Here is an 11,488-nt window from a genome sequence, read left to right as displayed (position 1 = left end):
TTACCGACTACGTTAATCCATTGAGTGTCCACGATGTTGTGGCACGAAAATCCGTCCACGATGTCGTGGCACTTAACACTTACTTTCTTTTCGGCGGGTTAAAAGATAAGTAAGGCGGGGTGCGGGGCGCAGCGCCCGCGGTCTTGATCGTCGGAACTTCGGATGGAAATTACCCCGTCACCTTGTCAAACAACTCCTGCCGCAGCTCATGCAGCCCCCGGCTGATGGAAACCTTGTAGAGGTGCGGGTTGTACAGGCGCAGGGAGCCGTTGGGGAGGCGTCGGAGCTGGTCGGCGCAGCGGTCGGCCATGGCGTCGAGGGTAGGGGCTGGTCGGGTGACCCGGCCGTCTTCCATCACCACCTCCCGCACTTTCTCGAAGCGGACACCTTGCGGAATTGGTTTGTGCCGGGAGGGGTTGGTAGGATCGTAGACGGTATCCCCGGGCGCGATGTCCTCGTCTTCCAGGGCCAGGATGTCCATGAGAAAAGTTTCGTCCCGGTCGACCACCCGCAGCAGCCGCTTGCGGTCGGGGACGGTCGCCTTGGATATGTCGCTGGTCACCTTGAGTCGGGGCTGGTCCTCGAAGCGCACCAGCTTGTAGACCCCTCCGAGCGCTCCGCCCCCTTCGCCGCCGCAGCTGGCCAGCTTGGTGCCGACCCCGTAGATGTCCACCCGGCTCCCTTCGGTGCGCATGGACTGGATGAGGTATTCGTCCAATTCGTTGGAGGCGACGATCTTGACGGCGGGGAAACCGGCCTCGTCGAACATCCGTCGCGCCTCCTTGCTCAGATAGGCCAGGTCCCCCGAGTCCAGGCGGACGCCGAGCATCTCATGCCCCTTCTCTCGCAGCTCCCGGGCGACGGTGAGGGCGTTGGGGAGGCCGCTCTCCAGGGTGCCGTAGGTGTCGACCAGGAGGATGCAGCTGTCGGGGAAGCACTCGGCATAGGCCCGGAAGGCGCTCAGCTCGTCGGGGAAGGCCATGATCCAGGAGTGGGCGTGGGTCCCCTTGACCGGGATGCCGAACTTCTGCCCCGCCTGGACGTTGGAGGTGGCGCGCACCCCGCCGACGTAGGCCCCCCGGGCGACGCTGAGGCCGCCGTCCGGCCCCTGGGCCCGGCGCAGCCCGAAATCGACGACGACACCGTCGCCGGCGGCCACGGTCAAGCGGGCGGCCTTGGTCGCCACCAGGGTCTGGAAGTTGATGAGATTGAGCAGGGCCGTCTCCACGTACTGGGCCTCGGCCAGCTTCCCCTCGACGGTGAGCAGGGGTTCGTTGGGGAAGACAGCCGTACCTTCCGGAGGAGCGGTGACTTTGCCGCGGAAGCTGAAGCCCCTGAGAAAGTCGAGAAAGGCCCCCTTGAAAAGTCCGAGGCTCTTCAGATAGGCGAGATCCTTCTCGCTGAAGCGCAGCTCGGAAAGGTACTGCAGGGCCGGCTCCAGCCCGGCGAAGACGGCGTAGTTTCCCTTGAAGGGGGGCGTGCGGAAGTACAGGTCGAAGACCGCCGGTTTTTCGTGCATCCCCTCGTCGAAATAGCCGGCCAGCATGGTGATCTCATACAGGTCGGTCATCAGGGCGGAATAGCTCATGCTTCCTCCTCAGCCAGCTCCGCCTCGATCCCCCGCAGCCCCTCCAGCGCCCCGGCTGGGACGGAGATGTGCGGAGGGCGGATCTGCGCCTCCCTTGGGTTGATGCGCACCATGGTGGCCCCCTCGCGGTCGCCGAGGCGCTCGCCCAGGTAGCGGATGGTGGGGATGGCGGTTCCGGCGCCCATCTCGACAATGGCCATGGTGTCGCGGTCATGGCTGTCGAGAAATGCCTCGAAGCGGTCCTCCTGCGCCGAGGTGCGGTCGCTGATCCAGGAGTAATCCCCGAACATGAGGATATTGGGGCGGGCGACCCCGCCGCAGCGGATGCACCTGGGGATGTGTTCGGCGCGCATCGTCGCCAGGTCGACGGGGATCTCCTCTTTGTTGTCCCAGATGGTCATGGAGCAGGGTGCGAGGCACTGCAGGTGATGGATGGAACCGTGCACTTCGACGACCTGTTCCTCGCTGAAGCCGGCCTTCTGGAACTGGCCGTCGACGTTGGAGGTGACGACGAAGGTGTCGAGTTCGAAGCGCCGGGACCATTCCTTGAGCAGGTGAAAGCCGAGGTGGGGAGCGGTCCCCCGGTAGAGGTTGGCGCGGTGCCCGTAGAAGCCCCAGCCGAAGGCGGGATCGCGCTCGAAATGGGTGGGATTTGCGGCGTTGACGAAGTTGATGCCGAGCCTCTGGTACATGGGATAGGCTTTCCAGAAGCCGTGGTCGCCGCGGAAATCGGGGAGTCCCGAGTCGACGCCCATCCCGGCGCCGGAGGTGATGACCAGGGCCCGGGCGCCGCGGATGGCTTCGGCGGCCATGCGGAAACGGTCGGTGAGGTCGAGGTCCATGGTGGGCTCCTCCGTGAAGATTTGGATGTGATCTGACAATCATATCCGAAATCAGGAGGCATTTCACGACCTTTTAAAACTTCCTTTAGGCCTCCGGGGGACGGGATTTTTCAGCTGCAAGGGGAACTGTACTGCCGATGCGGACCTTGACGCTGGTGAACCATTGTGCGAAGACTCCGTTCACAACCGGTGCGGATAGTATTGGCCGATTTCATCAACACTTTAGTGGTGGATGACCCGAACAGGTCGAGCAGGCATGCTCCACGCCAGTGGCAGGCCCTTTTCTGCATCCTCTTTTAGGCCAGTAAAAGAGGATGTCGCCGTCGGGGGGCGAGACCCCCGGGTTTTGAAGTTGCTTTCAGGGGGTCCGGCCCATGGCGCCGCCCAAACTTTTGCTCGTCCCTTCCTCCCTCTGCACAGAAGGGACAAAGGGCATCGGCCGGGGCTCCGCGGGAAGATGGAGAATCTCCCGGGCGCGGTTGAGCGCGTCGTCGATGTTGCCGAAGATGTTTTCATCGCCGATCACTTCCAGAAAGCCCGAACGTTCCATGACGACCAACGGCTGGGTGTGAACGCCCGAAAGGAGCAGGGCCGTGCCGTCACGCCGGGCGCTGTCATGGACGCTCTCCAAGGCCTTGAGCGCGGTGGCGTCGAGGGTGAGGGCGTGGCGCATGCGCAGGATCAGCACCCTGGGCGTCTCGCTGACTGCGCCGAGCGCGTTCTTGAACTTGTCGGCGGCGCCGAAGAAGAAGGGTCCGTTGATTTCGAAGACCTCCACCCCGGCGGGGACCTTGCGGCGAGTCAGGCTGTTGGGATCGTCGATCTCCTCGTCCTCTTCCCCCCGCAGCTCCCGGGTGATGAAGCCGACCTTCGTGGCTTCGGCCATGCGCCGCATGAACAGGAAGGCGGCCAGCACCATGCCGACCTGGATAGCCACGGTCAGATCAATGAGCACGGTCAGGCCGAAGGTGGACAGCAGTACCAGGATATCGCTGCGGGGGCCGCGCAGGAGCTTGGCGAAGAGGTGCGCCTCGCTCATGTTCCAGGCCACCACCACCAGGATCCCTGCCAGGGTGGGCATGGGGATGAGGGCAGCCCACTTGCCGAAGAAGAGCAGGATGAGCAGCAGGGTGACCGCGTGCACGATGCCGGCGATGGGGGTGCGGCCGCCGTTTTTGATGTTGGTCGCCGTGCGGGCGATAGCCCCGGTGGCGGGGATGCCGCCGAAGAGGGGACAGGCCAGGTTGGCGACCCCCTGGGCGATCAGCTCCATGTTGCTGCGGTGCCGGCGGCCCGTCATGCCGTCGGCCACCACCGCCGACAGCAGCGACTCGATGCCGGCCAGAATCGCGATGGTCAACGCCGGCGAGAAGAGGCGGGTCAGTTCGCTCCAGGCGGGGAGGGCGGGAAGATGGGGGAGGGGAAGAGTGTTCGGTACGGCGCCGAAACGGCTGCCGATGGTGGCCACCGGCAAGTCGAGAAGGGACACCGCCGCGGTGGTGACGATAATGGCGATCAGGGATCCTGGGATTCGGTGGGTGACCCTCGGCCAGAGCAAAATAAGGGTGACGGTTCCGAGGCCCACCAGGGCGGCGGAGATCGAAAAGGTCGACAGGTGTTCGCCGTAGGCCGCGAACTTTTCGATGAATTCGGAGGGAACCTGCTCCATTTGCAGACCGAACAGGTCACGGAGCTGCCCGGAGAAGATGATCAGGGCGATGCCGCTGGTGAATCCGACCGTGACCGGGTAGGGGATGTACTTGATCACCGACCCCAGCCGCGCCAGACCCATCAGAATCAGCAGGACGCCGGCCAGCAGGGTGGCGATGACCAGACCGTCGTAGCCGTACTCCTGGATGATCTCGTAGACGATGACGATGAACGCCCCGGTCGGCCCGCCGATCTGCACCCGGCTGCCGCTCAGGACGGCGATGAGGAGGCCGGCCACGATGGCCGTGTACAGCCCCTGCTCAGGCTTGACGCCGGAGGCGATGCCGAAGGCGATGGCCAGGGGTAAGGCGACGATGCCGACGATGATGCCGGCGAGGACGTCGCTGGTCAGTTGTTTCCGGGTATAGCCTTCCCGGAAACTGCTCCAGAGCTTGGGGACGAACAGGTGTTGGGACATGCGCCACCCCTTAAATACAGAAGTTAACGATGTCCGTCGGCAGCGAGGGCGTTTTGTCCAGGTGTCGGCGGAGAAATGCCGGGCAGGGCCTACTCGGAAGGTCTTGTCCAACTGGAGGGGGATGTTACTCCTATGAGGGAAAAATTCAAGGGGAAATTTTTAGAGCGATAATCATATTCTTAGCCGCAGATTTACGCAGATAAAATCGGATGTGAATATGCTTACAGGCCTTTATCTGTGTATATCTGCGTTCATCTGCGGATAGGCCGGTTGGTTTTTGGTTTGACAGGCAGGCGGTCGATGGCGTATACAAGGCGGTTCAATTTTTCCGCCGTTTTTTCAAACAGTTAGCCCGAATTCATGGGAAATCGTTTTTAGTAGGAGGATGGAAAACATGATCAACCTGAAACCCGAAGTTGTCGCGCGGCTCGAGCGCGTGCTCAGTTCCGTCGAGGTATTGCTCCCCAAGGCCGTCGCCCCCATCGACTGGGCCACCTGCCATGCCGCCAACTGGCGCCGGCACTCTTTTTCCGGTTTCCTCGAGTCGGTCAAGGTGACCGACACCACCACGCTTGATGAACTGCTCGGCGTCGAGGAACAGAAGGAGATCATGGTCAATAACACCCGCCAGTTCCTTGTCGGTCTGCCGGCCAACAACGCCCTGCTCTGGGGCTCGCGCGGCACCGGCAAATCGTCCCTGGTCAAAGCCCTTCTCAACGAATTCGGACCCAAGGGGCTGCGCGTCATCCAGGTCGAGAAGGAGGATCTGGTCTATCTCTCGGAGATCTTCTCCGCCATCGAGGACCAGCCCTACCGTTTCATCCTGCTGTGCGACGATCTCACCTTCGAGGTCGGCGAACTCGGCTACAAGATGCTCAAGAGCGCTCTGGACGGGTCGGTCTACTCGGCCCCCGAAAACGTCCTCATCTACGTGACCTCCAACCGTCGGCACCTGCTTCCCGAGTACGAGTCGGACCACCTCGGCGGCAAGTACGTCAAGGGGGAGCTGCAGCAGAGCGAGGCGATGGAGGAGAAGGTCTCCCTCTCGGACCGTTTCGGCCTCTGGGTCCCCTTCCACGTATTCTCCCAGGACCGCTACCTCGATGCCGTGCGCCTGTGCGTCGAGAGGGAGGCCGGAATGCGGGAGGTGGAGATCCCCTGGAGCAAGGAGCTGGAGCAGGCCGCCATCAAATGGTCCCACGACAAGACCAAGCGCTGCGGCCGGACGGCCTTCCAGTTCGCCAAGAACTGGATCGGCCGTTACCTGCTGTTCAAGATGGCGGTGTGAGAGAAGATGCCCACACCTCACTCACCGATACACCTCATCATGGCTGCCGATGTCGAGCAGAACGATCTCCTGTTCGGTAATGTACAAGGTCAGAGTGATGCGATAGCTGTAGGTGAGACTGACAGCATGGCAACCGGCGAGCTTGCCGGTCAGGGGGTGGAGTTCGAGATGATGCTGAGAGGGGTCGCGTTGCAGGTCGGCCAGCACCTTGGCGAAACGCGGCTTCAGGTCGGGATGTTTCTTGAAGAACTTACGCACCTGCCGCAGAAACTGCTGCGGGGTGGTGATTGTAAACATCAGGCCGGCTCGTCGGCATCGAGCGCCTTGAGCAGGTCCTCGGCCGTCGCGAACTTCTGCACCCGCCCCGCCTTGACGTCCTCCAGCGAGGCCCGCACCCGCGCCAGGTAGGCCTCCTGCGCGTCGGCGACCAGTTCCTGGTAGCGTTCCTCCGAAAGCACCACGTACTGCGGCTGATTGTTGCGGATCACATGGACATCGCCCTTGTCGATGATATCGTCCACCGCGGCGATCCCCCGCCGCTTGAGTTCCTGGGCCGGAATGGCGTTCATTTTAAGACTCCTTTCGGTACCTTTTTAAGTACCTAATCGTACCCGCAAAAGGACCGGAAGGCAAACCAAAAATTCCGGCAGAGAGGTGGTTCGATGAGGTTGGGTTGGAGTGGGCGGAGAAGCTTGTTAAATCGACCTGTAAGCCTCTTTTGCCAGGGTGCGGGCGGGAATAAGTTACATAACTTACCAGCGTCCCGCCAACATACCTAATCCAGCCCGCCGTCATCCAGCCGCTGCTGTACCGTAACGTGCAGCGTCACCCCCTCCTTGATCCTGCGTCGCTGTCCGAGGGGTATCTTCCAACTCTTCCTGAAATTGTTCGCCTCATCCTTGTAAAGCTTCGGAATGAACTCCGGAATCCACCAGAGCCTCTTAAGCGACCGGTGCAGCATCCCCCTGTAATCTGGGGGATGCTGGAAGATCTTCTCCTCTACGTTGCTGCGGACCTTCTCCCGCAGATGCCCGGAAACCTCTGTTCGGAGGATGCGGTCGTAGGCTTCACGGTCGATGAGCAGACCGTGCGGCATCGCCTCGTCGACCATCCATTTGAGAGCGATCTTAGATAGGCCGCTATTTATTTCGCTGTAACCGCCCCCCACATCGGCATGTGCGCCGGCGAACCAGACCTGCTTCACGTCCTGCCCCTTGGAGGGCTCGCTCCACAGGTTCTGGCGGTAGAAGCAGCGCCGTTCGTCGATGGCGATCGCTTGCCGCACGACGCCGACGGTCGGATTGTTCATGGTGAACTGGAGGGTGAGGGGATCGTAGATCCAGCCGACCGACTTCACCGTGTCCCAAAGGCCCATGAAATGAATCGGGCAGTGGCGCGAAAAGGTGCGCTTGAAGCCGACGTAGATGCGTGGATTGCGCTCGTGCTTGAATATTTTCAGCGCATAGGGGAGCATGTTCTCCCGGCCGGGACGCAGAAGGCCGCACTTATAGAGAATCGCGGCCACGGCCCGGACGGTATAGGCGCCCCGACTGAACCCGAAGAGGTAGACCTTATCTCCGGGTTCGTAGGTCTCCATCAGGAATTGATATGCGTCGCTGATATCCCGTGTGATACCGAGCCCGAACCCGAGACCGAGCGCCTTGGTTACGGCCCTCCCCACCCGGGTGAGCGCGAAGGGCAGGCTGAGGGTCCCGACCCCCGGATCGTAATAGGTGATCTGGTCTGAGCGGTCCCGCTCGTTACCGGCTCGGGGGAGCATGGTGTAGAGCTTGAGGACGTTGGTGGACGGTTCCTTGTATTCGTTCCCTGTTCCGTCACAGCAGATGACGATGTTCTTGGCCATCCTGTATCGCCTCCAACTCTCCCCAAATCCTTAACCATCACCCACATTGACATGTCAGGCCTGCGTCAGCGTCGAGCCGTCGGTGAGTTTTAATGGAGATCAGTCTGGAAAATCAGAATCAATTGTGTCTGGTAGGCAAAGGAAGATGCCAGTCGGTATCCTCCTGCCGCCATGTTTACGCAAATACTTTTGATTGCTTCATCGAGGTCGTCCACAGTACTGATGTCAATTCGTCTCACTTCTGTCATGTCCCGCTTCCTTTCTGATCAATGAATCAGAATGAATACCCTTGCGCTTCCAGAGCCTTCTTCACCTTCTCGACATCCGCGGCGGTCGCTTTGGGATCGATGGAGAAAGCCCCGAAAGAGTTATAGCCGCGTCCAAGGTCCTTGGCCGCCTTGTCAAAGTCAGCAACCGCCGCGGTATTGTTTGCGGACTTGAAGGCCAGGTACTTTTCACTGAGAGTTTTTTTCGATTTTTCCACGGATATATCCGGCTCGCTGATCCCCTTCAGAGCCTCGAGGGCCTTGACCGCCTCGTCATCGACCGTGCCGTCGCCCTTCCTGATGAACATCGCCGCCGCCCCCGGTTGCTGAACCGCCAAGTCCCCGACCGCGAGTCTCTGGTAAATGCCCGAGTTAGACCCCCAGTCGAAAATCCCTGCATACTTGAGTTCCATGATCACATTGGCCGAATCCCGGGCTCCATGATGGGTATTGCCGGGATTTTCTCCAGCGGCCCTGTTGGTCGGCACAAAGGCCAGTTCGGCGCGGTTGTACCCCAGCTTCGCCTGGGGAGCCTGGGACGCGGGATTCTGGGAAATCTCCACCCCGATCAGCGTCCCTGTGGAGGCGAGGACGGAATAGCCCTGCCGGGCGCAGCCCTGGATAAGCATCCCGGCAAGGATCAGCGCCAGCGCCAGGGTGCCCGATCCGGCCGCAATCAAACTATGGTTTTTCTTCATTCTCACCCTCCCTTTTCTCCGATTCGAGAGTTGCCCTCTGGGTATCCACGATAATAGGCCCGCCCGGAGCCCTGAAGATCTCGACCCGCACATCCTCCGCTCCTTCTGGTACGGCAAGGACCTGGCTCGATAAATAGCCGACCCCCATCTTGACGCCCGGTTGGTCGGATACGACAACGCCCAATGCATGACTCCTGGTGGCCAGCACGGCGGTCTCGTGATGGTTCTTCGGGACGGTCACCACCCCGGCGCCGATGATCAGATAATGAATGCTCCCGGACCGGTCCTTGAGAGGGAAAGCCAGACCGTATGTATCCGGACCGCACCCGTAAAAGAAGACCGGGCTCAGCAGGAACAGGAACACGATCAAGGCAGAGTTTCTGTTCATTCCGTTCCAGATGCCTGGGGCATAATGGCTGCGAATACGGCCCACTTTTCCTGATATAAAATACTGTCGCGCATATTTGTACGAAAAAACCGCCAGCCGGCGCAGCCGGCATGGCGGTTCTCATCCATTCACTCTTTCCCTCTCAAACATCACAACCCCACCCTTAACAAAACACAATAAATGCGCTTAAGCTACGCTAACCCCCCTCTCCTGTCAAGAATTTAGGCCCGAATCGAGACATCCGCTTTTGGGAAGATAAACCGAAGATCAATTTTTCACGCGAAGCCGCGAAGGACGCGAAGGGGGCTGCTAAGCTAAGAGACCGGGTTGCAGCAGGAGCGGGGAACAAAGGGGTTAAGTCTTTACTCTTGCATCCCGCCACATTGTAAGTCGGGCGGTTGCGGACGTTCTTAAAAAGTTGAATAACTCACGTAGAGGAGAGAGGTTAGGTCGGGACATTGGACCTCTCGATCTCTTGATTTACTGCCGCCTCCTCACGCACTCCGGCTCTTGTCCCCTGTTAATATCCGAAGAAGAGTACCGGGTTCCTTGGCGACCGCATTGAGAAGGACGAGCGCCGGGCCGTGCGGCTTGCGGTCGCCTCTTTCCCAATGACGCAGTGTTCCAAGGCTGATGCCGAACGTCGCGGCGAACTGTTCCTGCGTCAGCCCGGTCTTTTCCCGCACCTTCTTGACATCCACCTCTTCGGGGACGAAAAGCCGCACGCCGGTTTTCTCCCCTTTCCGGTGAGCGACGGCCTCTTCCAGTCCGCGCTTTATGCTTTCAAAAAGATCGCTCATTTATTTCCTCCATCGGTTCTCCACGCCGTTTTCGCCAGCAGCTTTGTCAGCTTGGCCAGTTCGTTCCTCTCGGCTGCGGAGAGGTTGTCCTTTTCGTTCTTCCCGTAGATGGTCAGAAGATAGAGGGGCATTCGGTCGCTGTGGTAGAAATAGATCACCCGGGCTCCGCCACTTTTCCCCTTCCCCTGCCGCCGCCAGCGGAGCTTCCGCACTCCGCCTGTCCCTTCCATGACGTCGCCCGCTTCCGGATGAGCGGCAAGGTAGAAAATCAGCTCGGTCCGCTCGTTTTCTGAAAAAAGCTTTCCGGCCCGCCTGGCGTATTCGGAGGTCTCGGCAACAGTAATCATTCCCCCTCCCCAAAAACTAATCCAATGGATTACTTGCGTCAAGAAGATTTTAATTCAAAAAAGGAAAACCGCCAGCCGGCGCAAAGCCAGCATGGCGGTTCTCATCCATTAACTCTTTCCCTCTCAAACATCACAACCCCACCCTCAACAAAAACACATCAATCGCATTTAAGCTAAGCCAATCCCCCTCTCTTGTCAAGGATTTAGGGCCGAATCACGCCTTCCCCTTTCGCGGCATGAGCACCCACAGCACGGCCGCCACCAGGAACAGGGCCGGTACGTCGCCCAGCAGGTTCGCCCGCTCCGTCTCGTCGACGAGGGCCTGCACCAGCATGATGCCGGCATGGACGATGCTCGACCAGACGGTGAACCAGATCAGGCTTGCGTGGGCCAGGGGATCCCGGGCGGCCCGGATCAGGAACACCCCGAGCACGGCGTAAACCCCCATGATCATCTGCTCGTATTCGTACTGGCGCGGCGTCCACCCCCACCCCTCCGGCCAGACCACGTTCATCATCAGGTAGATCCCGGCGATGAAGATGACGCCGATGACGACCAGGGCGATTTTCAGGTACCTGAGCCGATCTTCCTCTCTCATGGGCTCCTCCTTGCGATGTCCGTTCGCTAACAAGTTACCCGAGGGGGCGGCGGGGTCAAGATGGAGGACGAATATCCAGTATAAAGCCCCGTCCTTAAACAGACGGGGCTTTTCGAGGGCCGGTTTGAAGGGGAGCCCGATCGTCTTTGCTGCGGAAATGGTTACATCATACCGCCGCCGTGCCCCGGTCCCGTGGGCCAGTCGCCCGGATCCATGTGCCCGCCGGTGGTGCCTCCCGGTCCGGACATGAAGCCCTCATCGTAATGATGGCCGGTAAAGTCGTTGACCCCGTCGCCGTCGGCGTCGGCGAAGGCGTCGTTCACGCCGTCGCCGTCGAGGTCCACCCAGCCGAAGCCGTGGCGGTAAGGCATCCCGGTTACGTCGTCGATGCCGTTGCCGTCGGCGTCGACGTGCGGAGCGCCGAACCCGATGTGGTACGGCATCCCGGCGAACGGTCCGCCACCTGTGTCATTGATCCCGTCCCCCTGGTTATCCTGGAAACGATCGTTGATTCCGTTGCCGTCGACGTCCGACCATCCAAAACCGTGTCCGAAAGGAAGACCGGTGCCGTCGTTGATTCCGTCGCCGTCGGCATCGGTGAAAAAGTCGCATACTCCGTCGCCGTTCAGGTCGACCCACCCGGGCATGGCGATGAACGGAACGCCCGTGAGATCGTTTAAG

13 protein-coding genes and 1 pseudogene are annotated in these 11,488 nt (G+C 60.4%); 1 reads left to right on the top strand and 13 read right to left on the bottom strand.

The window, feature by feature from the left end:
* Positions 1 to 169: 169 nt before the first annotated feature.
* From DTF_RS0107615 to DTF_RS22495, 3 genes are all read right to left on the bottom strand, one after another.
* A complete protein-coding gene (locus tag DTF_RS0107615) occupies positions 170 to 1,588 on the bottom strand; it encodes a nicotinate phosphoribosyltransferase (protein WP_027714841.1) in 1,419 nt (472 codons plus the stop codon).
* Positions 1,585 to 2,430: a Sir2 family NAD-dependent protein deacetylase gene (locus DTF_RS0107610; RefSeq protein ID WP_027714840.1), complete on the bottom strand. Its 846-nt coding sequence runs from the start codon at positions 2,428 to 2,430 to the stop codon at positions 1,585 to 1,587. The genes DTF_RS0107615 and DTF_RS0107610 overlap by 4 nt, the downstream gene beginning before the upstream one ends.
* Positions 2,431 to 2,788: 358 nt before the next feature.
* On the bottom strand, positions 2,789 to 4,558 hold the full coding sequence (locus tag DTF_RS22495; RefSeq protein WP_226989214.1) for a SulP family inorganic anion transporter: 1,770 nt from the start codon (positions 4,556 to 4,558) through the stop codon (positions 2,789 to 2,791).
* Between the two features lie 394 nt (positions 4,559 to 4,952).
* Between DTF_RS22495 and DTF_RS0107600 the strand changes: the two genes are divergently transcribed.
* Positions 4,953 to 5,846: an ATP-binding protein gene (locus tag DTF_RS0107600; protein WP_027714839.1), complete on the top strand. Its 894-nt coding sequence runs from the start codon at positions 4,953 to 4,955 to the stop codon at positions 5,844 to 5,846.
* A gap of 21 nt (positions 5,847 to 5,867) precedes the next feature.
* On the opposite strand, the gene DTF_RS0107595 is transcribed toward DTF_RS0107600, so the two are convergent.
* The 10 genes and pseudogenes from DTF_RS0107595 to DTF_RS0107550 all read right to left on the bottom strand — a co-directional run.
* Positions 5,868 to 6,143 (bottom strand): type II toxin-antitoxin system mRNA interferase toxin, RelE/StbE family, encoded by a 276-nt coding sequence (locus DTF_RS0107595; protein ID WP_027714838.1) that lies wholly within the window; start codon positions 6,141 to 6,143, stop codon positions 5,868 to 5,870.
* On the bottom strand, positions 6,143 to 6,415 hold the full coding sequence (locus DTF_RS0107590) for a type II toxin-antitoxin system Phd/YefM family antitoxin (protein ID WP_027714837.1): 273 nt from the start codon (positions 6,413 to 6,415) through the stop codon (positions 6,143 to 6,145). The genes DTF_RS0107595 and DTF_RS0107590 overlap by 1 nt, the downstream gene beginning before the upstream one ends.
* Before the next feature lie 206 nt (positions 6,416 to 6,621).
* Complete coding sequence (locus tag DTF_RS22490) at positions 6,622 to 7,710, bottom strand: DUF2235 domain-containing protein (RefSeq protein WP_035056117.1); 1,089 nt, start codon at positions 7,708 to 7,710, stop codon at positions 6,622 to 6,624.
* A gap of 274 nt (positions 7,711 to 7,984) precedes the next feature.
* On the bottom strand, positions 7,985 to 8,674 hold the full coding sequence (locus DTF_RS0107575) for a hypothetical protein (protein WP_035056115.1): 690 nt from the start codon (positions 8,672 to 8,674) through the stop codon (positions 7,985 to 7,987).
* Complete coding sequence (locus DTF_RS22485; RefSeq protein ID WP_051361111.1) at positions 8,658 to 9,062, bottom strand: hypothetical protein; 405 nt, start codon at positions 9,060 to 9,062, stop codon at positions 8,658 to 8,660. Before DTF_RS22485 ends, DTF_RS0107575 begins: the two co-directional genes overlap by 17 nt.
* A complete protein-coding gene (locus tag DTF_RS27560) occupies positions 9,059 to 9,190 on the bottom strand; it encodes a hypothetical protein (RefSeq protein WP_255342759.1) in 132 nt (43 codons plus the stop codon). Before DTF_RS27560 ends, DTF_RS22485 begins: the two co-directional genes overlap by 4 nt.
* Before the next feature lie 366 nt (positions 9,191 to 9,556).
* A complete protein-coding gene (locus tag DTF_RS0107565; protein WP_027714835.1) occupies positions 9,557 to 9,862 on the bottom strand; it encodes a DNA-binding transcriptional regulator in 306 nt (101 codons plus the stop codon).
* A complete protein-coding gene (locus DTF_RS0107560; RefSeq protein WP_027714834.1) occupies positions 9,859 to 10,209 on the bottom strand; it encodes a type II toxin-antitoxin system RelE/ParE family toxin in 351 nt (116 codons plus the stop codon). The genes DTF_RS0107565 and DTF_RS0107560 overlap by 4 nt, the downstream gene beginning before the upstream one ends.
* Positions 10,210 to 10,423: 214 nt before the next feature.
* The gene (locus tag DTF_RS0107555; protein WP_027714833.1) at positions 10,424 to 10,807 is read right to left on the bottom strand and encodes a DUF6632 domain-containing protein; all 384 of its coding nucleotides are present in this window, start codon (positions 10,805 to 10,807) and stop codon (positions 10,424 to 10,426) included.
* A gap of 161 nt (positions 10,808 to 10,968) precedes the next feature.
* A pseudogene (locus DTF_RS0107550) lies at positions 10,969 to 11,488 on the bottom strand (hypothetical protein); the annotation flags it as partial.

The sequence above is a fragment of the Desulfuromonas sp. TF genome (genome assembly GCF_000472285.1).
GTDB lineage: Bacteria > Desulfobacterota > Desulfuromonadia > Desulfuromonadales > ATBO01 > ATBO01.
This window is presented reverse-complemented; position numbering and strand designations above follow the sequence as displayed.

Excerpts from the sequence above, each read along its gene's own strand:
- DTF_RS0107615 (WP_027714841.1), bottom strand. The coding sequence starts at position 1,588 with ATGAGCTATTCCGCCCTGATGACCGACCTGTATGAGATCACCATGCTG.
- DTF_RS0107610 (WP_027714840.1), bottom strand. The coding sequence starts at position 2,430 with ATGGACCTCGACCTCACCGACCGTTTCCGCATGGCCGCCGAAGCCATC.
- DTF_RS22495 (WP_226989214.1), bottom strand. The coding sequence starts at position 4,558 with ATGTCCCAACACCTGTTCGTCCCCAAGCTCTGGAGCAGTTTCCGGGAA.
- DTF_RS0107600 (WP_027714839.1), top strand. The coding sequence starts at position 4,953 with ATGATCAACCTGAAACCCGAAGTTGTCGCGCGGCTCGAGCGCGTGCTC.
- DTF_RS0107595 (WP_027714838.1), bottom strand. The coding sequence starts at position 6,143 with ATGTTTACAATCACCACCCCGCAGCAGTTTCTGCGGCAGGTGCGTAAG.
- DTF_RS0107590 (WP_027714837.1), bottom strand. The coding sequence starts at position 6,415 with ATGAACGCCATTCCGGCCCAGGAACTCAAGCGGCGGGGGATCGCCGCG.
- DTF_RS22490 (WP_035056117.1), bottom strand. The coding sequence starts at position 7,710 with ATGGCCAAGAACATCGTCATCTGCTGTGACGGAACAGGGAACGAATAC.
- DTF_RS0107575 (WP_035056115.1), bottom strand. The coding sequence starts at position 8,674 with ATGAAGAAAAACCATAGTTTGATTGCGGCCGGATCGGGCACCCTGGCG.
- DTF_RS22485 (WP_051361111.1), bottom strand. The coding sequence starts at position 9,062 with ATGAACAGAAACTCTGCCTTGATCGTGTTCCTGTTCCTGCTGAGCCCG.
- DTF_RS27560 (WP_255342759.1), bottom strand. The coding sequence starts at position 9,190 with ATGGATGAGAACCGCCATGCCGGCTGCGCCGGCTGGCGGTTTTTTCGT.
- DTF_RS0107565 (WP_027714835.1), bottom strand. The coding sequence starts at position 9,862 with ATGAGCGATCTTTTTGAAAGCATAAAGCGCGGACTGGAAGAGGCCGTC.
- DTF_RS0107560 (WP_027714834.1), bottom strand. The coding sequence starts at position 10,209 with ATGATTACTGTTGCCGAGACCTCCGAATACGCCAGGCGGGCCGGAAAG.
- DTF_RS0107555 (WP_027714833.1), bottom strand. The coding sequence starts at position 10,807 with ATGAGAGAGGAAGATCGGCTCAGGTACCTGAAAATCGCCCTGGTCGTC.